The sequence below is a fragment of the Marinobacterium sp. MBR-111 genome (genome assembly GCF_040547585.1).
In the GTDB taxonomy this organism is placed as follows: Bacteria; Pseudomonadota; Gammaproteobacteria; order Pseudomonadales; family Balneatricaceae; genus Marinobacterium; species Marinobacterium iners.
The window spans coordinates 215,907-235,526 of sequence record NZ_JBEPQA010000002.1 but is presented as its reverse complement, the minus strand read 5'-3'; the positions used below and the strand labels follow the sequence as shown (position 1 = coordinate 235,526).

Sequence of the window (19,620 nt, the reverse complement as noted above, 5' to 3'; positions counted from 1 at the left end):
TCCTTTATAAAAGAAGACGGGGCATTGGCAGTAAGCGATTATGTCCAACAAGGCGTTGAACGTGACCTTGAAAGGGGGAGTATCGGTGACTCATCATGAACTCTGTGCCAACGTATATTTTTTTGCGCTTTCAGCGGCACGTTAACTAAACGTTATACGAAATATGGCATCGAATAAGTTGGCACTAGAACAAGCGGCAGGAAAACTAATCTCAGCCATCCAAAGGGAATGGGGTAAGGAGCTTGGTGAATCTGTTGCTGAACTAAGCGAAGATGTCATCGATAAAGGGCATGATCTACTTCGTGCGTCAAAGGAAAGGAAAGTACGTTTTATCTTAGGTGGCCTTAGCGTAACCCAATATTTAGGGGAACTCTGGGTTCAAAGGCATCCAGAGGTTAAGGAACTAATAGCTCAATTTGAAAGGGAGCTTGAAGCAAGTGAAAGCGTATAACAAGGGCCTGATGTTCGCCGCTATCGCGGCTGGGACCTCCACTGCGCTGGCGCTACGTTTCGGCCCCATAGGCCGGCGTTAAGAATATCAGGGAACGTATATGAAGCGGTTTTACCGATGGTTTATGGATGCTTGGCCCATTTGGGCAGCGGCATTGATCATTGGAGTGCACCGGTTGTCATTGCAGGCATTCCCACAAAAAATAGAAGAAACTAACTCGGTTTTTTCATTGGGTCTCCAAATTATCGGCGGACTGATGGTTCTCTATTCGATTGACAGCAACCTCGCTGCATTACGTGGCCAAAATATTTGGTTGCTAATTGGACAGTGGTTTCGAAACTGCCCTCTTTGGAGTAAGCCGAAAACCGTCCAAGTTTCCTTGAAAGCCGAGATTGGTATTTCTGCTTCAGCTAGCGGTCGAGTAAAGCGTAGAGCGATTACCTTGGAGGAGAGGGTCGAGGAGCTTGAGCGTCAAGTTGACGAAACCTACAAGGAAATGCACCAGAGGGAAGAGGCTGTCAAAAGCCTAGTATCTGATGTGAAAAATGAGCTTTTATCTAAAATAGCTGAAAATCAGGCTGGCATTCGAGGTGTCGAGGGTAAACTGGATAACACCACCCTTGGCGGATTAAAGCAGCAGGTGTTTGGCGTATTGATCGTCATATACGGAGCGCTACTAGGGCATACTTCTTAACCAGTTGTTGTAGTTTGTTCCGGGCCTGGGGCCCTCTACTACGCTTTGGTCTATTTGATTCTGGCAGAGTATGCGTCAATACGCATAACCAAAGTGTCCACTTTCTGTGGGTAGAACAAGCGATTTGGGAGAGAAAAGTGCAGGAGTTTGATTACTTAGAGATGAACCGCGCAGGTTGGGATAGGCGTGCAGTAGCTCATTTCGGCTCTAGTTTCTATGACCTGTCGGGCTTTCTGGCAGGTGCAACCTCTCTTCGTGAAATCGAGTTGTCAGAGCTTGGGGACGTGAACGGCCAATCTTTGCTGCATCTACAGTGTCACTTTGGCATGGACACGCTGTCGTGGGCTCGCAAGGGAGCAATTTGCACGGGCGTTGACATATCGCCGGTTGCCATTCAGAAAGCCCAGAGCCTGGCTCAGGAACTCAAGTTGAATGCAGAGTTCGTATGTACAGATGTTTATTCTTTCAAACGCTCAGACTTAGCCTCATATGATATCGTGTTTACTTCATACGGCGCACTTTGCTGGCTACCAGATTTAAGCCGATGGGCTGAGATTGTCTCTTCAAATCTTGCAGTTGGCGGTTGCTTTTATATTGCGGAATTTCATCCTATCTATGACCTTTTGTCAGGATATTCGTATTTCACTCAAGTGCAACCTGATGTGGATGAAGAAGGTACGTACACAGAAAATGGCTCAGATGCGATAGTCAAGCTTGCGACTTGGGCACATCCAATGTCTAGCGTTATTAACGCATTGATTAATGTTGGCATTCAAATTGAGCGTGTAAGCGAGTATCCGTTCAGTCCATACAACTGCTTCGAGGGTATGGTTGAGCGTGAACCGGGTCGTTTTTACCTGAGCCACAAAGGAAATGATATTCCAATTGTCTACAGTATAACTGGGCGAAAAGTCGCCTAAAAATTTTTATACTGAGCTGATTAAAAAACGTGAATTGGCCTGTGAATTATGTGGCATAATAATCCCGTACAAGAAATAGATACATTCATGAAATGGAATCGAATCGTTTTTTATTTATCTTATAATATAATGAATCTAGTTTGCTTTATTATATGTTTTCATTTTACTACCACCATAAGATCTGATGGGCCTGGTGGTTTTTTTGAGCTTATAATTAAAGTTTGGATTTTGGTTTTATCTACAGCATTTTTGGTTACTGGCCTTATTTTTTCTGCAAGAATATATTGTGATGAAAATCCGCGCATTTTTTATTTTTTCGGCTGTATTTTAATTAGCGTGCTATTGTTGTTTTTTTCTACGCTTGGTGTTTTTGAGGCGTGTAGTGATGGTAAAGGCTACTGCCGTAATTGGCAGATAGTTGCTATTTATCCCAGGAATTGGCTATAGCCACCACTTGTAAAAAATCCTGATGTTATTGCTAGGTTCATGGTAATGATACGGATTTATTCATACAGGGACCAACATATGACCACCGGTCTTTGATGGCGATATCAGGAATACTATGATATATATCATGCTTTTAACCGTGTTCTTAGTGTTAATCACGATATTGGCTCTGGTTATTTATGCATTTAATAAATTGCCACGCTCTTATTTCTTCTTTTTATTTTTTACTCTTATCACAAGCCTTATTGTGGCCTTGAAAATATATGAGAGAAACTTCAAATTAAGTGTTGTTCCGGATGCTCTTCAGGTTAACTCTATTGCTTATAGTAAGGAGAAATCTTGGGGTTTTGGCCCAGGTGGTAATGAGGCAGGTATAAGGGTTTATCCACTATCTGAAAAAATATCTAATCAAATTAAAGAGCGTGGTATTGAGTATTTTGAAACTCTACCTGCAAATGAAAATCAGAAAAATAGACGGTGGCGTGGGATATACGATTCATGGAGTGAAACGCCTGTAAAAGAGGAAAAGTATTGGAAATATGATGAAGGAGGGCGCCTTGATGTTTATGATTATATTTGCAGATATGGTTTTTGTATAAATATTGATGACGATGTTTTGAGGCAAGCAATCTATATAATCAATAGTGAAGGTAGTTACTATGCCTATGGGCGTATTGGTTTAATTGTTATAAGCCCAAGAGAAAACATTGTTTTATATGTGTATAATGGGTAACAATATGCCTAATAATTCAAAAAATCGATAACATTTATAGTTAAAAAATATTTCTATATGGTGCTATATTTAAATTATATATTATGGAGAGCAGTATGGATTCCGGGGATCTTAGTGACAAGGAAATAATCGATATTGTAAAGCCGTTGGCTGAGCATACCGAGAACGCATGGAATGAAAAGAACTATAATGAGTTTATACGCTATTTCTACGAAGAGAGCCCCTCGGATACTTTCCCTGAAGAAGATTTTAAGCGGCAGATTGAAGAAAATTATGATATATATGGAAAACACACAATAGCAGATTTGGTGGCTATACATAGAAATCCAGATCATGTGATTGTGTTGTGGAAGGTTGAACTGGAAAAGCGAAAAGAGCCAGGGCTTCTGATCTACGGTTTTAAGGAGCGTGCTGGACAGGTTTTAATTGAAGGCTGTGCATACCACGCGTAAGAATTAATAGTAACGGCGCTACCCAGAATTTTTAAAGGACTAACGTATGAAAATCGGTTCAACCATTGCAAACACCATTTCTTGTTTTTGTGTGGCTGGAGTTCTTTCTGTTCCTGTCTTTGCGGGGGATGGTGGAGCAGGTGCAACAGAGTGTAGCTATAAACAGGCCCAGGATAGCATGCTCCGGTTTAACAATGTTATGCAAGAGCTGAATCTGGAGATAGTAAAGCTGCAAGCGGCTGGAAAGCCTATTCCCGAGAGTCTACACGGAAAGTTGACTCAGATGGTGGATGAGTCCACGCCATTGAATGTGATGATGGGCGAGATACCCAGCCCTGAGTCGATACAGGCATCTACGGCGGTCGATCCGACCATCTGTCAGGGATACGAGGGACTGATTGAAGCCTATGGCGGGAATTCGGCCGGTGTCGTTCAGGTGCACAAGAATGCGGAGTGCGACCAAGGTTCGCTTTGGACTCGCTATGGTGAGGCGATGCAAGCGGTAACTCGCGCCTTTCAGGAGCAGCGGATCACACGTGAGGATGTTGATCAATTCCGGGTTATGGATGTTCAAATCGGGCAGTATTCCACGACGAACCTTGGCAAGGCCTGTGAGATTCTTGAAGAGTACGAGTCTCAGGTGAGCGCCATCCAGTAATGGTAATCTCGGTCAATCGGGGTCTCAATAGGCACTTATCCGTCGCTGAACGGCAAGGATAACTGCGAAGCACGCAGACAGGGCATGACCAAGAAGTTAATACTTATGGTCATGCCCAATCTTCGGGTTTAACTTATGGGCTGAGGACCTCCACCGCTACTGTGCCTGTACTGCTGCCTATACTGTTCTGTATCTGATAATCGAATGTGTATGTGCCAGGCACTGTAGGGTTCACAAGATCGAATGAGCCGTCTGAGTAGACGGTAATTGTACCTCCGGCAAACGGGCTGGAAGTGTTGGGTATAAGGTCTGCCGATACGCTTGCATCACCGCCCCCCCACTGGCTCAAGCTGGCTGCCGGCGTACCGAGGGTGTCATTGTTGAGCAGCCCGACGCCGGCTCCTATATTGAGTGTGACTCCGGCATCTGTAGAGTATTCATTACCGCTTCCAAGCGTGGCTGGGGTGTCGTCTACAGCGGAGGGCAAATCGCCGATCTGGACTGACACCATGCCGATGTCTGAGCTGCCATTAGCAGAAGCCATCTCGTAGTACACTGCTACAGTGCCTGCGCCACTTGTGCCATTGGCAAGAGCCGAGAATACTCCACTACTGGTCATGGTAACGTCCAGTGTCCCACCTGCTACAGGAAGACTGAGCACCGTTGTGCCATCGGCACTGGTACTGCCAACAGTGGCGCCCGAGCTTCCAAACGACAGCACGCTGATCGGTGTACCAAGATCGTTATCGAGCACATTGATCTGTACGTTGCCGCCATTTGTGACTGCCGCCATATCGTCGATGGCCTGGGCCGGGACGGGTGACACGCAGGTAAAGCTGGTCTGGCAGATTGCACCATTTTCCAGTGTGTTGCCTGCAAGGCACTCGGAAATGGGGTTATCGGATACGCAATAGGTCTCCGGTGCATTAACAGAGCGTATTTCCAGCGTAATACCACTGGTGTTGCGATAATCCTGTGGCCCGATTGGCACTGCTACGCTGCCTCCCTGTTGCTCGGACAATTCTGTCGTTGCAGGGCTTGCCGTTGTTTCTTGAATGTATACGCCGCTGGATACCGCGGTTACGGTACCACCTACTGTTAGTAACAATCCGAGTATTTGTTGTGTGCGGTTGCGACTCAGTTGGCGCAAGCCAACAATCGCAAGGATGATTCCAAGTGGTAACAGCAGCAGCGAGGGAATCGGAATCGCATGAGCAGCCCCTCCAGTTCCTACAGGGCCGTAGGTTAGTGTGCCTGCAGCAAGTGCAAGCAATGGGTTCGCTGCAATCGGCAATAGCAGCATCCACATCCAGTTTTTTTTCATCGCTTATGCAGCCCTCCTGTGGCCTGCTAGAATATTTGATAGGTTTTTTTGTGTTTAGACTGACGCAGAAAGTTAACCAGCATACCCCCTGAGCCAGTAAGCTCGACTGCGTTATTGTTCATTTTCTTCGGTGTTGTACAATATATAGCCTGTTTATTCCAATATGAGGTGTTTGTCCAATGCGCCATTGATGCCGCCGTTGTTGTGACGGCCAGTCTCCATCAGCCCCCGAGAGCAGGGGGAGTTCTTGGCATCTTTGGAATACAGCATGACGAATATTAATCTCGTAGTGAAAGACATGTCTTTCGTTCTGCCGGACGGCAGGACCCTTTTCTCCGCTCTTAATGAACAATTTGATTTGCGCCCAACAGGACTGGTGGGGCGCAACGGTATTGGTAAAACTGTACTGGCAAAGTTACTGGCCGGATTGCTGGAGCCCGGTACCGGTTATTGTCGGTGTGCCGGTAGCGTGCATTACCTGGCGCAACACGTGGGTCGTTCAAGGGGTTCTACAGTGGCCGACTTGGCAGGAGTTAGGCACCGACTGGATGCACTGTGTCGTATTGAATCAGGCAGTATAGCCGCGGAAGATTTCGAGGCGCTGGGCGATCACTGGGATCTGCGCAAGAGGCTCCAGAATGAACTTGAACGCAATCATTTGGGCCACATGCATGCCGATACACCGGTCGACATGCTAAGCGGCGGTGAGGAAATGCGCGTTTCTCTGATTGGGGCCATGCTGTCGGATGCGGATTTCTTGATTCTGGATGAACCGAGCAACCATCTTGATCGTCCAAATCGGCAGGCGTTAATCGAGCAACTGCAGCGTTGGTCGCGAGGGCTGATCGTGGTGAGCCACGACAGGCAGTTGTTGGAGTCGATGGAACGTATCGTGGAGTTGTCCCCCCAGGGGCTGCGCAGCTATGGAGGCAACTATTCATTTTACGTCGAAACCCGTGCGCATGAACGACAGAGCGCCCAGCAAACACTTGATGAATGCAAGCTTGAACGGCAACGTCAGGAACGAGTAATGCGGAAGCACAGCCTGCGTCAGGAACAACGGCAGGCACGTGGCAACCGGCAAGGAAAAGAGTCGAACCAGGCTAAAATACTGCTGGATCGGCAAAAAGAGCGCAGTGAGGTGTCATCAGGTTCGCTACGCCAGAAACAGGCCATTACTCGAGCGCGACTTGATCAACGTGTACGGGAAGCGGCTAATCATGTTGAAGATGAATCGCACGTAACCCTGCATGCAATCCCCGTGACGCGGACTGCAAAACGCTGTGTGGCTGAGCTGGATAATGTGATATTGCCGCATTTGGAAGGGGATACCCGCACATTAAGCTTGACCATAGGCGGGCAGCAGCGTATCGGTATCAGTGGCCCGAATGGTTGTGGCAAATCCACGTTGCTGCGAGTGCTCGCCGGTAAGGCTGCGCCCGTGTCTGGGACATGCCTTGTGACACCTGAGTATGCATATCTCGATCAGCGGCTGGAGCAACTTGATTCAGAGAAAACTGTGCTGGAACAGCTTCAGATCGCCAATCCCACAGCGACGGAGAGTGATCTGCGTATGCGCTTGGCTCAAGTAGGGCTTGAAGCGCACAAAATCACGACACCCAGTGGGTTGCTCAGCGGTGGTGAGCGTCTTAAAGGAGCACTTGCCTGTGTACTTTATGCTGACTCGCCACCGCAGCTACTGTTACTGGATGAGCCAACTAACCACCTTGATTTGATGTCAGTACAAGCATTGGAAATCATGCTGCGGGGATATAAAGGCGCTCTGGTGGTTGTGTCGCATGATGATGTTTTTTTGAAAAACGTTGAGCTGACGGATCACGTGTGTGCAACTGAGCATGGTTGGCGTTTGCAGTGCCCGTCACTGTCTGGCTTTCATCTCTCTGAGGTTGTGCATTAGGTTGCGCCAAAAAAGGTAAGCACCATGGATATTTCGAACATACTGCTATTTTTGTCGATTGCGTTTATCGCAACCATTACCCCAGGCCCTGCCATCCTGCTTGCGACTTCACACAGTCTTGCCTATGGAGTGAAGCGATCGGTTTTCACGATACTGGGAAACATAACCGGCTTGTTCATCATGTCAGCGATGTCTGTTGCCGGTCTCAGCGCGATTATCCTCGGATCGGCGCTCTTGTTCTCGGTTGTTAAATTTGTAGGTGCAATCTATCTCATCTATTTGGGAATCAAGCTTTGGCGAAACGGGTTCGCAACGGTCAAAAGCTCGAGCTCTGCAACATTGCAAAATGCCAGTCGCATGAAGCTGTACTCAAGTGGACTGGCTGTTGCGCTGAGTAACCCCAAAGCCATCGCATTTACAACGGCTCTGTTTCCCCAATTCATAGCGCATGACCAGCCTGTGCTTTTCCAATTCAGTATTCTTGTCGGTACCTTCATGCTCTTGTCGTTCTGCTGCATACTTGGGTATGCGTATGCAATTCATACAACTCAGAAAAGGTATTTGGAGTCACGACACAATTACCTGGGGAAGGTTCTGGGGGGAGCGTTCGTTGCCTCTGGTATCGCGTTGGCCGGTACATCACATAGAGCAGTATGACAGCCTGTGCTGCGTATGTTTAGGACAAACAGGATGAAAATGAATATTGAAGTTGTACGGGCTGATTACGAGAACAGTCGACACCAGTTGGACATCCCGTTTCTGCTGAATGTCTATGCCTGCGATCCGATGGGTGGCGGCGAGCCCCTGAAGGATGATGTGATGTGCAACCTGGTGCCGGCGTTGTCTGCCATACCCCATGCGTTCAGTATACTTGCTTATGTGAATGACAAGCCGGCCGGTCTGGTGAACTGCTTTGAGGGGTTCTCAACCTTTGCCTGCAAGCCGCTGATCAATATCCATGATATTTGTGTACTCGGTGAGTACCGAGGCATGGGCTTGAGCCAAAGGCTTCTGGAGAAAGTTGAGGCAGTGGCGAAAGAGAAGGGGTGTTGCAAAATCACCCTAGAGGTACTCAGTAACAATACCGTGGCCAAATCAGCCTATGAGAAGTTTGGCTTCTCCGGTTACGAGCTGGACCCCAAGGCGGGGAGTGCCGTTTTTTGGCAAAAGAATCTTGAAGCTGTTTGATGTGTCTGCCATTTGGCATAGTGGTTGAGGAGTAAGGGCAGGAGTCCTGATTGCATATGACTGATTCAGAAAAGCCTGTTTTCTGGCGAGACAATCGCATGCCATACATTGAGCTGCGAAAAGTGCAGGCGGGCAGAAAGGTGTGTTATGCGCCTCACAGCCACAGGCAGTGGTCCTTGGGTGCCATTACGAGGGGGCAGAGTACGTTTCTGTACCGTGATGAGCAGTATCGAGTCGGTGAGGGCGATCTGGTTATCGTGAATCCGGAGTGGGTGCATGCCTGCAACCCGATCGATGACCAGCCGTGGGGCTATCTGATGCTGTATGTTGATACGGATTGGTTGGCTCGATTGCGCCACGAAGCCGGCCTGCTGGATCGGCCCGTCTGGGAAGATATTCCGACAGCAACACTGACGCATCAGCAGATATATGACGGCTACTGCATGATGGCGCAATGCCTGCTTGATCCAGACCGCGCGTTGCTGGAGAAGCAGACCGCCGTTGTTGAATATCTGACGGGATTTATGCAAAGCCTCGCTGGCCATACGGCTGCACCGCAGCCCAAGGCCCCGGACAATCTTCAAGCGGTGGCCGACTATCTCAAGGCGCATGCCGCAACCGCCGACGTGTCCCTCGACAGCTTGTGTGAATGTACGGGCTTTAGTGCCGGTTACCTGATTCGATCATTCAAGCGCCATTTTGGTCTTACGCCACATGCCTATCTGATCAACTGCCGCATTCAATATGCACAGCAGGCGTTGAAAACGGGGGCGCCGATAGCCGAGGCCGCACTGGATGCCGGCTTTGCAGACCAGCCACATTTTCAGCGTACGTTTAAGCGTTTGCTGGCGGCAACGCCACAGCAATACCGCCGAGGATCAGTCGATCAGCAGATAGATGCAGCTGGCCGCAAGTAGCACGGCAAGTGCTCGATTGATCAGGACCAGTGTGCGGGGGCGCTGGATGAATCGGCGCAGATAGGCGCCGGTGTAGACCCAACAGCTTAACGACAGCCAGCAAATAGGCAGGTAAAGAGCTGCGAACAGGAAGACTTCTCTCACATCCTGACCACTGGTGTAGGCACCGATGCCCGACGCCGAGGCCAGCCATGCTTTCGGATTGAGCCACTGCATGATGGCCCCGGTCATGAAGCCCGGCGCCTTGCTGGCATGTTCTTCCGGCAGTTGGCCGTTATCGCGAAACAGCTGAATGCTGAGGTACAGCAGAAAGGCGATGCCAGCCCAGCGCAGCAAGGTGGCAGCGCCCGGTAGCGCCAGAAGCGCGGAATAAAGCCCCAGGCCAATGGTCATAAATAGTGCTATAAACCCCAGAGTGGCACCGGTCACAAAGATCAGGCCCCTGGAAATGGGGTAGCGGGTACCGCTGCTCAGGCATACCAGGTTCACAGGGCCCGGTGAAATCGATGCGGCAAGCGCAAAGGCGGCCATGGGCAGAATCAATGTGAGTGTCATTATGGTCTCTCTACCAGTGCGTTCGGCCAGAGTGTGCGATAGATGCCGCTTGGCGTATTGAACAAAATTGCACTGCTCGGGCCGATCGGGATAGGGATTCTTCCACCGCTTTGCGCTATAATCGCGCCTTTCTTAACCCCTGTCGGCGCTCGCCCTCAGGCTCAATCCTGAACAGTTGATCCCTATGTCTGCACACACACCCAAAGTTGGTTTTGTCAGCCTTGGCTGCCCCAAGGCGCTGGTTGATTCCGAACGTATTCTCACCCAGTTGCGCTCCGATGGTTACGAGGTGGTGCCCTCCTATGATCAGGCGGATCTGGTAGTGGTGAACACCTGTGGCTTTATCGACGCAGCCAAAGCGGAATCCCTGGAAGCGATTGGCGAGGCCCTGAACGAAAACGGCAAGGTGATCGTGACCGGATGCATGGGCGCGCAGGCGGATGAGATTACCAATATCCACCCGCAGGTGCTGGCCGTGACCGGGCCGCAGCAGTATGAGCAGGTGGTGGGCGCGGTGCATCAGTACCTGCCCAAGCCCGAGCGCAAGCATGAGCCGTTCATCGATCTGGTGCCACCGCAGGGGATCAAGCTGACACCGCGTCATTATGCCTACCTGAAAATATCGGAAGGCTGTAACCACCGCTGTACCTTCTGCATCATTCCTTCACTGCGCGGCGATCTGGTATCGCGTCCGGTGGGCGATGTGATGGATGAGGCCGAGCGTCTGGTGAGTGCCGGGGTACAGGAGCTGTTGGTGGTGTCGCAGGACACCAGTGCCTACGGCGTAGATACCAAATACCGTACTGGCTTTTGGCAGGGGCGTCCGCTCAAGACCCGCATGAAAGAGCTGTGCGAAGCGATGGGTGATCTGGGCGCCTGGGTGCGTCTGCACTACGTCTATCCCTATCCGCACGTGGATGATGTGATTCCGCTGATGGCCGAGGGCAAGATCCTGCCCTATCTGGACATACCGTTCCAGCACGCGCATCCGGATGTGCTGCGTGCCATGAAGCGTCCGGCCGCCAGCGAGAAAACGCTGGATCGCATCAATGCCTGGCGCGACATCTGCCCCGACATCACGCTGCGCTCCACCTTTATCGTCGGCTTCCCGGGCGAGACCGATGCGCAGTTCGAGTACCTGCTCGACTTCCTGGATGAGGCTCAGCTGGATCGTGTAGGCTGCTTCACCTATTCACCGGTAGAGGGCGCGACCGCCAATGCGATTCACCCTGCTGTACCTGAAGAGGTGAAAGAGGAGCGTCTGGCGCGCTTCATGGAGAAGCAGGCGGCCATCAGCGCGCGCAAGCTGCAACAGAAGATTGGCCGCGAGCTTGAAGTGTTGATCGATGAAGTCGGTCTGGATGGCTCCATTGGGCGTACGCAGGCGGATGCACCGGAAATCGACGGTCAGATCTATCTGCTCGATGACGTGAACGTGAAGCCGGGCGACCGGGTGCGTGTGCGCGTAACCGATGCAGATGAGCACGACCTTTGGGGCGAGCGCATCAAGCCCTGAGCTTTGTTTTACCCTGATCCACGCCAAATCCGGGCGCGTAATATGATGGCCCGGGTTTTGCTTATGGGTTAGGCCACATCCCGCATGTTTATCGAGGTTATTATGCAGTATTCACTCTTTCCCTGGTTTCAGCCGATCGTGGAAATTGCCACCGGTCGTGTTGCAGGTTATGAGGTACTGGCCAGACGCAAGGATGAACAGGGTCGGGTTGTATCGGCGGGTGCCTTGTTTCAGGATTCGACTCTACCGGCTGCGGAACGTCTGCAGCTGGATCGTGATGTACGCCGCCAGGCGCTGAATGCCTTTCTTTCTGCGCCCCAAGACACCTATTTGACCATCAACTTGTCACCGGAATGGATTGATGCGCTTGATCCGCTGGAGCCTTTGCCCACGCTGGAGATGATGCGTGAGACGGGTGTGGACCTGAGTCGTGTGATTGTCGAAATCACAGAGCATGGCGGCGGGATTGATCGCATTCACCACTTGGCTCGCCGGTATCGTGCTGAAGGGGTACGGGTGGCGCTGGATGACTTTGGCACCGGTTTCCAGCAGCTGGATCGGCTGTTGGCCTTTACACCGGATCTGCTCAAAATTGACATGCGCATGTTCAAAAACAGTGCATTTGGGCACCAGGAGAGTGCACTGCTGCACACGTTGGGTGACATGGCATCGCGTCTGGGCAGCAAGCTGATTTTTGAAGGGGTTGAAACCGAGGAAGAGTTTTTCCTCGCGCTGCAGTGTAACGCCAGTTACGTGCAAGGCTTTATTTTTGATCCGGCACTGCCCGATTTTCTGGCACCGGATGCCTGCTATGACCGGGTACAGCAGTTGCTGCAGCGCTATCTAGAGCAAATGATCGAGCAGTCTGCGCGGCGGCAGTGGCACCTGGAAGGTATGCAGAGCCAGTTGTTGGCGTTGCGTGATCTGTTGCTGGCAGGCGAGGGGGTCGAGGCTCTCAGGCACTACTGCCCGGATGCGGCCATTCTGCGTTGCTTCATCTGTGACCGTCAGGGGCTACAGGTATCGCCCAACTATGAATACCGAGACGGCCAGTGGCACGAAGATGTGCGAGTGATTGGTCACAACTGGAGCTGGCGCCCCTGGTTCTATCAGTTGGTGGCGGCTGAGGATTATGAGCGGCGGATTCTGCGCTCGGCGCCCTATATGGACATCAGTGGCAACCAGCGCTGTTTTACCTTGACGCTGGCGCTGGACCAGCAGCGGGTGCTGCTGGTGGATGTGCTGGATCAGCTGGCCAGCGGAGACCCGATCTCGCCGCAGACCTCGTTCCACAGTGACTTGATGCCGGACTTGTCCTGATCACTGAGCTGGTCAACGCTGAAGGCGTTGTCGAGGCTTTCCTGCAGATTGTGCAGGAAAGCTTCACCTGATTCCGGCAGTTCAGCCGCCACCAGATTCAGGTGGCTGATCAGGTAGCTGCAGTAAAACAGCTCATCGGGATTGTCCAGAGCAGCCTGTTCGCGTGTCAGCAGGCAGTTTTCGGTTGCGCTGATCAATGCTTCGCTCATGGTGTCTCCAGGTTTTTCAGCAGCAGGGCATAGGTTTTGCCATCGGATTCGGTCTGCTGCAGACGAACGATGAGGTAGTCCAGTTCAGGGGCAAACCATATCAGGGTTTCCCGATCGGCATCTTCGCCCCGGTCGCGCATGACGCGCACGGTATTAAATGTACCGTAGGGGGTTTCGACCTGCTCTTCACCGGTCACGGCAAAGGCGTAGGTTTTTACTTTTCCGCCATCTGCAACCTGATAGGACATGCTCTGCTCTCCTGCCTTCAGGTCGAGCCGCATCTGCAGCTGGTAGCTCAGCTTGTCCTGAGTGCCGGCTTCAATGGCCATTTTCCAGGGTTTGTCCTTTACCACATTGGTGGCTTTACCGGCGGGCCAGTCAAAGTCAATGTGGGCGCTACGGCTTTTGCCGAGCACCTTGCGGTAATAATCGTATTTGAGCGGGCGAATCATCTCGCCGCTGCGGTAATCGAAGGATGATGCTTCGCGGATGCCCGCCATCATGGCGGAGGCCTCTGAGCTGAAGTGCCAGAGACCATCGGTATCGCGTCGCAGCTCGCGCACCGCTTCACCGCTGAGTGATATGCCAAGGTCAAACTCGGTCGTATACACTGCCTTGAATGGCGGCAGAGGGTCGGTGTCGGCGAGAGCGGGTGTGCCCAGCAGCAACAGGGCTGACAGCCATGTTGCCTTGAATTGAAGAGTCATGCAGCCTCCATCGGTCAGTTGCCGTATTGGAAACCCGTTGTCGGAAGAGGTTCCCCATCAAGCGTAACGCCGGTATCGGTCAGTGCCAATCGGTTCAGACAAAACCACTCCACCGCCAGCGGGTAAATCCTGTGCTCCAGTGCATGTACGCGCTGTTGCAGGCTGTCCGCGGTTTCATCCGCGGCAATCGGGACGCTGGCCTGTACGATCACGGGGCCTCCGTCCAGCTCCTCGGTGACGAAGTGAACGCTGCAGCCGTGGGCTGCGTCGCCGGCGTCCAGTGCACGCTGGTGCGTATTCAGTCCCTTGTACTTGGGCAGCAATGAGGGATGAATGTTGAACAGACGGCCATGGTAATGACGCACCAGTTCAGGTGTCAGGATACGCATGAAGCCGGCCAGTACCACTAGATCGGGGCAGTAACTGTCGATCAGCTCAACCAACGCCTGATCAAAGGATTCACGGTCGGCAAACTGCTTGTGGTCGAGCAGGCGGGCGTCAACGCCAGCCTGCTCCGCCCGGGTCAGGCCGTAGGCATCGGGGCGGTTGCTGATCACCGCCACGATGCTGCCGTTAATCTGTCCCGCGCGTGTCTGATCGAGAATGGCCTGCAGGTTGGAGCCGCTGCCGGAGATCAGTACAACGATGCGTTTGGACGCCATGTTCAGGCTCCCTGACGCAGCTCAACCTGTTCTTCGCCTTCGGCGGCCGCTTCGATCTGGCCGATCAGCCATGCGCTTTCGCCTTCAGCCTGCAGCAGTGCAATGGCCGCGTCTGCCTTGTCGGCGGGGACGGCGATGACCATGCCAACACCACAGTTGAAGGTGCGGTACATCTCGCGTGCATCCACGTTACCTTCGGCCTGCAGCCACTGGAATACAGGCGGCAGCGACCAGGAGTTGGTGTTGATGACCGCCTTGGCCGAGGCAGGCAGTACGCGCGGAATGTTTTCCAGCAGGCCACCACCGGTGATGTGCGACAGTGCATTGACCTGGGATTCGCGGATCAACTTCAGGATCGACTTGACGTAGATGCGGGTCGGCTCCAGCAGGGCGTCGGCCAGCGTCTTGTCACCCATCGGCTGCTGCAGGTCGGCATTGGATACTTCAAGAATCTTGCGGATCAGAGAGTAGCCGTTGGAGTGCGGGCCGGAAGAGGCCAGGCCGATCAGGGCGTCGCCCACCTGTACCTTGCTGCCGTCGATGATTTCGGACTTTTCGACCACGCCCACGCAGAAACCGGCCAGATCGTAGTCGTCGCCTTCGTACATGCCCGGCATTTCGGCGGTTTCACCACCCACCAGTGCCGCACCGGCCAGTTCACAACCGGCACCGATGCCGGTGACAACGTCAGCAGCCATATCCACATTCAGATGGCCCGTGGCATAGTAGTCGAGGAAGAACAGCGGCTCGGCGCCGGCCACGACCAGGTCGTTGACACACATGGCCACCAGATCGATACCGATGGTGTCGTGCTTTTTCAGATCCATTGCCAGGCGCAGCTTGGTGCCCACGCCATCGGTACCCGATACCAGTACCGGTTGCTTGTAACCGGCCGGCAGCTCGCACAGGGCACCGAACCCACCCAGTCCACCCATGACCTCAGGACGGGCAGTGCGTTTGGCGACACCTTTGATACGCTCGACAAGCGCGTTTCCGGCATCAATATCAACGCCGGCATCCTTGTAGCTCAGGGAAGTTTTTTCAGAACCTGTAGACATGGGTGAGTCAACCTTTAAAGCGGGTAAATAACGGTAAAAAATTATTGCGCTAGTTTATCAGGTTGCAGGCGCTCTGTGTTAGAGTTACGCGCGTCATTTACACGCCGTATGTTTTTCCTCGGTATCGCGAACCATAAGACGCTTGCAGTGATTCAAAAAGAGAAAAGCCGTTCTGCTGCACCTGTGCAGTTACCTCTGGGAATAACGCTGCGGGATGATGCCCGCTTCGAAAACTTCGTCCGTGGCCGTAACGGGCTGGTGTGTGCTGCCCTGGAAAAGTCCGTGGCCGGCTTTGGCGAGCAGTATCTCTACCTCTGGGGGCATACCGGTACGGGGTGCTCACACCTGCTGCAGTCCTGCTGTCACGCCTCGGACCCGATTCGCCGCAGTGCCGTTTACCTGCCGCTGGCCGAACTGAAACAGTATGGCCCACAGTTGCTGGAGGATTTTGATCAACTGGATCTGGTATGCATTGATAACCTGGAGCAAATTGCCGGTGACCCTGAGTGGGAAGAGGCGTTGTTCCATCTGTATAACCGGATGCGCGCCAACGGCCATGTCCTGATTATTGCAGCGAGCCTGCCGCCTGCAAAACTGGGGATTCGACTGGCGGATCTTGAGTCGCGCCTCAACTGGGGCATGGTATTCCAGTTGCAGCCGCTGGATGACGATACCAAGGTGGTGGCACTGCGTGCGCGTGCTCAGGCGCGTGGCCTGCAGCTGGGTGATGATGTCATCCGCTATCTGATGCACCACGGCAGCCGTAACATGGCCCATCTGCTGGTCACGCTGGACAAGCTGGATGTGGCCTCGCTCAGTGCCCAACGCAAGATTACCGTTCCTTTTGTGAAGCAGGTTATGAACTGGTGATCCAGCCAGCCCGCGTACCTGCCTTTCGTATCGTCGAACAGAATGCACGCTTTGTCGTGATCAACAAGGCCCCCGGTATCAGCATGCACAAGGATGATCAGGCCGCCGGTCTGGCGATGCTGTTGGCACAGGCGTTGGGGCAACCGGTCTGGCCGGTGCATCGGCTCGATAGAATGACTTCGGGCCTGGTGGTGTTCGCGCTCTCGGCCGCAGTCGCTGCCGAGCTGTCGGCGGCCTTTGCTGCACAAAAAGTCAGTAAGTTCTATTTGGCGCTGAGCGATCACAAGCCGAGCAAAAAACAGGGCCGTATCGAGGGTGGAATGGTTCGCAGCCGTCGCGGCAGCTGGAAGCTTACGCGTACAGACGAAAACCGGGCGCGTACCGAGTTCTACAGTGCATCGCTCAAGCCAGGCCTGCGCGCCTTTCTGTGTCGTCCCTACACCGGTAAAACACATCAAATCCGTGTCGCCCTGAAAAGCATCGGTGCTCCGATTATTGGCGATCCGATCTATCATGAAAAAACGGATGCGGCGCAGCCGAACGTGGCCCAGCCAGATCGTGGTTATCTGCATGCCTGGCATTTGAGCTTCAGCCTTGCAGACAAGGACTGTGCCTTTTGTACTGACCCTGACCGGGGTGAGCTCTTCCGGTTGCCCGAGATGGCAGCGCTGCTGGCAGGTGAATGGCGTGATCCTTTTGCTCTGCGCTGGCATGGTACTGCCGGCTGATTTATCATGCGCCTCTTATGAAGACTGATCAAAAAATGAACGAAAATCGTGTGCAGCGGGATTTTTACGCCCGTGACTCTGAGGAACAGCAACTCTTCCTTACCGATACCTGGTGCGACAATTGCCAACAGCTGGGGCTGGGGATGTCCGACCCTGAGGAATACGAGCTGTATGGGCTGGTCTTTATTGAAGGCAAGTGCAATCAGTGCGGCGACACCGTTCTGACCGAACTGACCGAGGATGCGTTCGACGATGAGTGATGTGGCTCAGCAGCGCTTTGGTGGTACGGCTCGGCTCTATGGACTGGACGGGCTCGAACTGTTTCAGCGGTCCCATGTGGCGGTTATTGGTATCGGGGGCGTTGGTTCCTGGGTAGCGGAGGCACTGGCGCGCAGCGGCATAGGCGAAATTACGCTTATTGATCTGGATGATGTGTGTGTCACCAATACCAATCGTCAGATCCATGCGCTCAGCTCCACTATCGGCCAGTCCAAGGTTGGCGTGATGGCCGAGCGTATCCACGACATCAATCCGGACTGTCTGGTGCATGAGGTGGAAGCCTTTGCCACCCGCGACAATCTGGATGAGTTGCTGCACGACGATCTCGACTATGTCGTGGATGCCATCGACAGCGTGAAGGACAAGGCAGCGGTCATCGCCTGGTGCAAGCGGCGCAAGGTGCCGGTAATCGCCATCGGCGGTGCCGGTGGTCAGATCGATCCAACTCTGATTCGCGTTGCCGACCTCACGCGCACGCAAACCGATCCGCTGGCGGCGAAGGTGCGTTCCTTCCTGCGGCGTCACTATCGTTTCAGCAGCAGCGGGCGCCGCTTTGCCGTTGAATGTGTTTATTCTGAAGAGCAGCTGCGCTACCCGCAGCCGGACGGCAGTGTCTGTCAGCAGAAGAGCGTGATGGAGAACGGTACGCGACTGGATTGTGCCGGCGGTTTCGGGGCCACCACAGTCGTGACCGCAACTTTCGGTTTTGTGGCGGTATCTCGGGTGCTGAAAAAACTGCAGGAACGTGCCGCCCGCGAGCAATCAGTCTGACATGTAACCCCTCTTGTGGCCGTTGCGTGTCACGTTTCTCGAAATTCAGTCAAAAAAAACCCCTCTTCATCTGAAGAGGGGCAGGCAAAGTGCAAACAACTCAAAACGGCCAGAGTTGGAAATGGGATGCGAGAGCTTGAGGAAGAGCAACGACTCTCGCAATGTCCTGCCAGACAGGACATCTTCAATATCGCTCATTTTTGTGCGCCGCACAATACGTTTTATAAACGAATTGGTTATAAAACATGATTTTTATTGTGCAGTGCAGTAATCAGAGCTCCAGATAGTGCAGTAATCAGAGCTCCAGATTCAGGCGGCTGAAACGGAACGGGTGCGCCTCGTAAGTGCCAATGACGCGTACCTCCTCGGCAAAGAAATTCAGTTCCTGCAGGGCAAATTTCATCGCTTGCTCATGAGGGTGGCCTTCAATATCCAGGTGAAAGCTGGACACGGTCATGGTTTCAGAGGCCATGTAGCTTTCCAGCTTGACCATGTTCACTCCGTTGGTGGCAAAGCCGCCCAGTGCCTTGTACAGCGCCGCCGGGATGTTGCGCACACGGAACATGAGGGACGTGATGTAACGCACATCCTTTTCCAGCGGCGGTATCATCTGGTCGCGTGACAGAATCATGAAGCGGGTAGTGTTGCCGGTCTTGTCCTGAAAGTTTTCTCGCAGTACTTCCAGCCCGTACAGCTCGGCCGCCAGACTGGAGGCGATGGCGCCATGACCCGGGGTACGCTTTTGTGACAACTCATCGGCAGAGCCTGCGGTATCCAGCGCGGCAACCGGCTCAATTCCGAGGCTGCGGATGTTTTCGGCACACTGTGCCAGTGCCTGAGGATGCGACGAGACCGTTTTCAGGTCTTCGATGCGGGTGCCCGGCAGCGCCAGCAGGCAGTGGTTGACCGGCTCAAAGTGCTCGCCAATCACATGCAGGCGCGTTTTCGGCATCAGGCGGTAGATCTCTTCAACCCGGCCGGCGGTGGAGTTCTCCAGCGGAATCATCGCCAGTCGCGCTTCGCCGCGCTCGACCATAAACATCGCTTCAACAAAGCTTTCGCAGGCGCGAGGCGTCAGCTCCGGGTGCACGTGGCGGCAGGCAAGGTGGGAATAGGCCCCTTCGTGGCCCTGATAGGCGATAATGGTGTTGGCGGTCATGGTATCCATACAGACTGAATAGAATGGGGCCGCTATTATGGCACAGGCGTTGATCGGCTGAAAAAAATATCTGCCTTTGCTAAG

At 53.0% G+C, this 19,620-nt stretch carries 24 protein-coding genes; 17 read left to right on the top strand and 7 right to left on the bottom strand.

Annotated elements, in window-relative coordinates; genetic code table 11:
• Positions 1 to 163: 163 nt before the first annotated feature.
• The 7 genes from ABIE61_RS02720 to ABIE61_RS02690 all read left to right on the top strand — a co-directional run bounded on the left by ABIE61_RS02720 (position 164) and on the right by ABIE61_RS02690 (position 4,355).
• Positions 164 to 451 (top strand): hypothetical protein, encoded by a 288-nt coding sequence (locus tag ABIE61_RS02720; RefSeq protein ID WP_354406466.1) that lies wholly within the window; start codon positions 164 to 166, stop codon positions 449 to 451.
• Positions 452 to 551: 100 nt separating this feature from the next.
• Positions 552 to 1,145, top strand: a complete 594-nt coding sequence (locus ABIE61_RS02715) for a hypothetical protein (protein ID WP_354406464.1) — start codon at positions 552 to 554, stop codon at positions 1,143 to 1,145.
• Positions 1,146 to 1,282: 137 nt separating this feature from the next.
• Positions 1,283 to 2,065 (top strand): class I SAM-dependent methyltransferase, encoded by a 783-nt coding sequence (locus ABIE61_RS02710; RefSeq protein WP_354406463.1) that lies wholly within the window; start codon positions 1,283 to 1,285, stop codon positions 2,063 to 2,065.
• A gap of 87 nt (positions 2,066 to 2,152) precedes the next feature.
• On the top strand, positions 2,153 to 2,512 hold the full coding sequence (locus ABIE61_RS02705; protein WP_354406461.1) for a hypothetical protein: 360 nt from the start codon (positions 2,153 to 2,155) through the stop codon (positions 2,510 to 2,512).
• A gap of 115 nt (positions 2,513 to 2,627) precedes the next feature.
• Positions 2,628 to 3,245 carry an OadG family protein gene (locus ABIE61_RS02700; protein ID WP_354406459.1) on the top strand — a complete coding sequence of 206 codons (618 nt, stop codon included), beginning with the start codon at positions 2,628 to 2,630 and terminating at the stop codon, positions 3,243 to 3,245.
• Positions 3,246 to 3,340: 95 nt separating this feature from the next.
• On the top strand, positions 3,341 to 3,697 hold the full coding sequence (locus tag ABIE61_RS02695; RefSeq protein ID WP_354406456.1) for a hypothetical protein: 357 nt from the start codon (positions 3,341 to 3,343) through the stop codon (positions 3,695 to 3,697).
• Positions 3,698 to 3,743: 46 nt separating this feature from the next.
• Entirely contained in the window at positions 3,744 to 4,355 is a 612-nt protein-coding gene (locus tag ABIE61_RS02690) for a hypothetical protein (RefSeq protein WP_091826920.1), read from the top strand.
• Positions 4,356 to 4,488: 133 nt separating this feature from the next.
• Here ABIE61_RS02690 and ABIE61_RS02685 read toward each other — a convergent pair whose 3' ends face one another.
• Positions 4,489 to 5,679, bottom strand: coding sequence for a midcut-by-XrtH protein (locus ABIE61_RS02685; RefSeq protein WP_354406454.1), 1,191 nt, complete (start codon positions 5,677 to 5,679; stop codon positions 4,489 to 4,491).
• A gap of 268 nt (positions 5,680 to 5,947) precedes the next feature.
• On the opposite strand from ABIE61_RS02685, the gene ABIE61_RS02680 reads away from it, so the two are divergent.
• The 4 genes from ABIE61_RS02680 to ABIE61_RS02665 are packed head-to-tail and all read left to right on the top strand — an operon-like array spanning position 5,948 to position 9,702.
• Positions 5,948 to 7,597, top strand: a complete 1,650-nt coding sequence (locus ABIE61_RS02680) for an ABC-F family ATP-binding cassette domain-containing protein (protein ID WP_354406452.1) — start codon at positions 5,948 to 5,950, stop codon at positions 7,595 to 7,597.
• A 24-nt stretch (positions 7,598 to 7,621) separates the two neighbouring features.
• Positions 7,622 to 8,254 (top strand): LysE family translocator, encoded by a 633-nt coding sequence (locus ABIE61_RS02675; protein ID WP_354406450.1) that lies wholly within the window; start codon positions 7,622 to 7,624, stop codon positions 8,252 to 8,254.
• A gap of 39 nt (positions 8,255 to 8,293) precedes the next feature.
• Positions 8,294 to 8,785 carry a GNAT family N-acetyltransferase gene (locus ABIE61_RS02670; protein WP_091826923.1) on the top strand — a complete coding sequence of 164 codons (492 nt, stop codon included), beginning with the start codon at positions 8,294 to 8,296 and terminating at the stop codon, positions 8,783 to 8,785.
• Between the two features lie 56 nt (positions 8,786 to 8,841).
• Entirely contained in the window at positions 8,842 to 9,702 is an 861-nt protein-coding gene (locus ABIE61_RS02665) for a helix-turn-helix domain-containing protein (protein WP_354406449.1), read from the top strand.
• On the opposite strand, the gene ABIE61_RS02660 is transcribed toward ABIE61_RS02665, so the two are convergent.
• Entirely contained in the window at positions 9,664 to 10,257 is a 594-nt protein-coding gene (locus tag ABIE61_RS02660) for a LysE family translocator (RefSeq protein ID WP_091826925.1), read from the bottom strand. The genes ABIE61_RS02665 and ABIE61_RS02660 overlap by 39 nt on opposite strands.
• Before the next feature lie 184 nt (positions 10,258 to 10,441).
• Here ABIE61_RS02660 and rimO point away from each other — a divergent pair, with 184 nt between their 5' ends.
• Both rimO and ABIE61_RS02650 read left to right on the top strand, forming a co-directional pair.
• The gene (gene rimO / locus ABIE61_RS02655) at positions 10,442 to 11,773 is read left to right on the top strand and encodes a 30S ribosomal protein S12 methylthiotransferase RimO (protein WP_354406446.1); all 1,332 of its coding nucleotides are present in this window, start codon (positions 10,442 to 10,444) and stop codon (positions 11,771 to 11,773) included.
• A 102-nt stretch (positions 11,774 to 11,875) separates the two neighbouring features.
• Positions 11,876 to 13,093 (top strand): EAL domain-containing protein, encoded by a 1,218-nt coding sequence (locus ABIE61_RS02650; protein WP_354406443.1) that lies wholly within the window; start codon positions 11,876 to 11,878, stop codon positions 13,091 to 13,093.
• Here ABIE61_RS02650 and ABIE61_RS02645 read toward each other — a convergent pair.
• Genes ABIE61_RS02645 through purM form a run of 4 tightly spaced genes read right to left on the bottom strand, consistent with a single transcriptional unit; the run spans position 13,021 to position 15,729 of the window.
• Positions 13,021 to 13,302 carry a YfcL family protein gene (locus ABIE61_RS02645; RefSeq protein ID WP_354406440.1) on the bottom strand — a complete coding sequence of 94 codons (282 nt, stop codon included), beginning with the start codon at positions 13,300 to 13,302 and terminating at the stop codon, positions 13,021 to 13,023. The genes ABIE61_RS02650 and ABIE61_RS02645 overlap by 73 nt on opposite strands.
• Positions 13,299 to 14,009: a DUF3108 domain-containing protein gene (locus ABIE61_RS02640; RefSeq protein WP_354406439.1), complete on the bottom strand. Its 711-nt coding sequence runs from the start codon at positions 14,007 to 14,009 to the stop codon at positions 13,299 to 13,301. Before ABIE61_RS02640 ends, ABIE61_RS02645 begins: the two co-directional genes overlap by 4 nt.
• Before the next feature lie 14 nt (positions 14,010 to 14,023).
• On the bottom strand, positions 14,024 to 14,671 hold the full coding sequence (gene purN, locus ABIE61_RS02635) for a phosphoribosylglycinamide formyltransferase (protein WP_354406438.1): 648 nt from the start codon (positions 14,669 to 14,671) through the stop codon (positions 14,024 to 14,026).
• Positions 14,672 to 14,673: 2 nt separating this feature from the next.
• Positions 14,674 to 15,729, bottom strand: coding sequence for a phosphoribosylformylglycinamidine cyclo-ligase (gene purM / locus ABIE61_RS02630; protein WP_354406435.1), 1,056 nt, complete (start codon positions 15,727 to 15,729; stop codon positions 14,674 to 14,676).
• Between the two features lie 147 nt (positions 15,730 to 15,876).
• On the opposite strand from purM, the gene hda reads away from it, so the two are divergent.
• From hda to tcdA, 4 genes are read left to right on the top strand one after another with little or no spacing between them, the layout of a single operon-like run.
• Positions 15,877 to 16,599 (top strand): DnaA regulatory inactivator Hda, encoded by a 723-nt coding sequence (gene hda, locus ABIE61_RS02625; RefSeq protein WP_354406433.1) that lies wholly within the window; start codon positions 15,877 to 15,879, stop codon positions 16,597 to 16,599.
• On the top strand, positions 16,596 to 17,327 hold the full coding sequence (locus ABIE61_RS02620; RefSeq protein ID WP_354406431.1) for a TIGR01621 family pseudouridine synthase: 732 nt from the start codon (positions 16,596 to 16,598) through the stop codon (positions 17,325 to 17,327). Before hda ends, ABIE61_RS02620 begins: the two co-directional genes overlap by 4 nt.
• A gap of 35 nt (positions 17,328 to 17,362) precedes the next feature.
• Positions 17,363 to 17,587, top strand: a complete 225-nt coding sequence (locus ABIE61_RS02615; RefSeq protein ID WP_242530158.1) for a hypothetical protein — start codon at positions 17,363 to 17,365, stop codon at positions 17,585 to 17,587.
• The gene (gene tcdA, locus ABIE61_RS02610) at positions 17,580 to 18,377 is read left to right on the top strand and encodes a tRNA cyclic N6-threonylcarbamoyladenosine(37) synthase TcdA (protein WP_354406428.1); all 798 of its coding nucleotides are present in this window, start codon (positions 17,580 to 17,582) and stop codon (positions 18,375 to 18,377) included. The genes ABIE61_RS02615 and tcdA overlap by 8 nt, the downstream gene beginning before the upstream one ends.
• A 295-nt stretch (positions 18,378 to 18,672) precedes the next feature.
• Here the strand turns inward: tcdA and ABIE61_RS02605 are convergent, their stop codons facing one another.
• Complete coding sequence (locus ABIE61_RS02605) at positions 18,673 to 19,536, bottom strand: prephenate dehydratase (RefSeq protein WP_354406473.1); 864 nt, start codon at positions 19,534 to 19,536, stop codon at positions 18,673 to 18,675.
• Positions 19,537 to 19,620 lie beyond the last annotated feature (84 nt).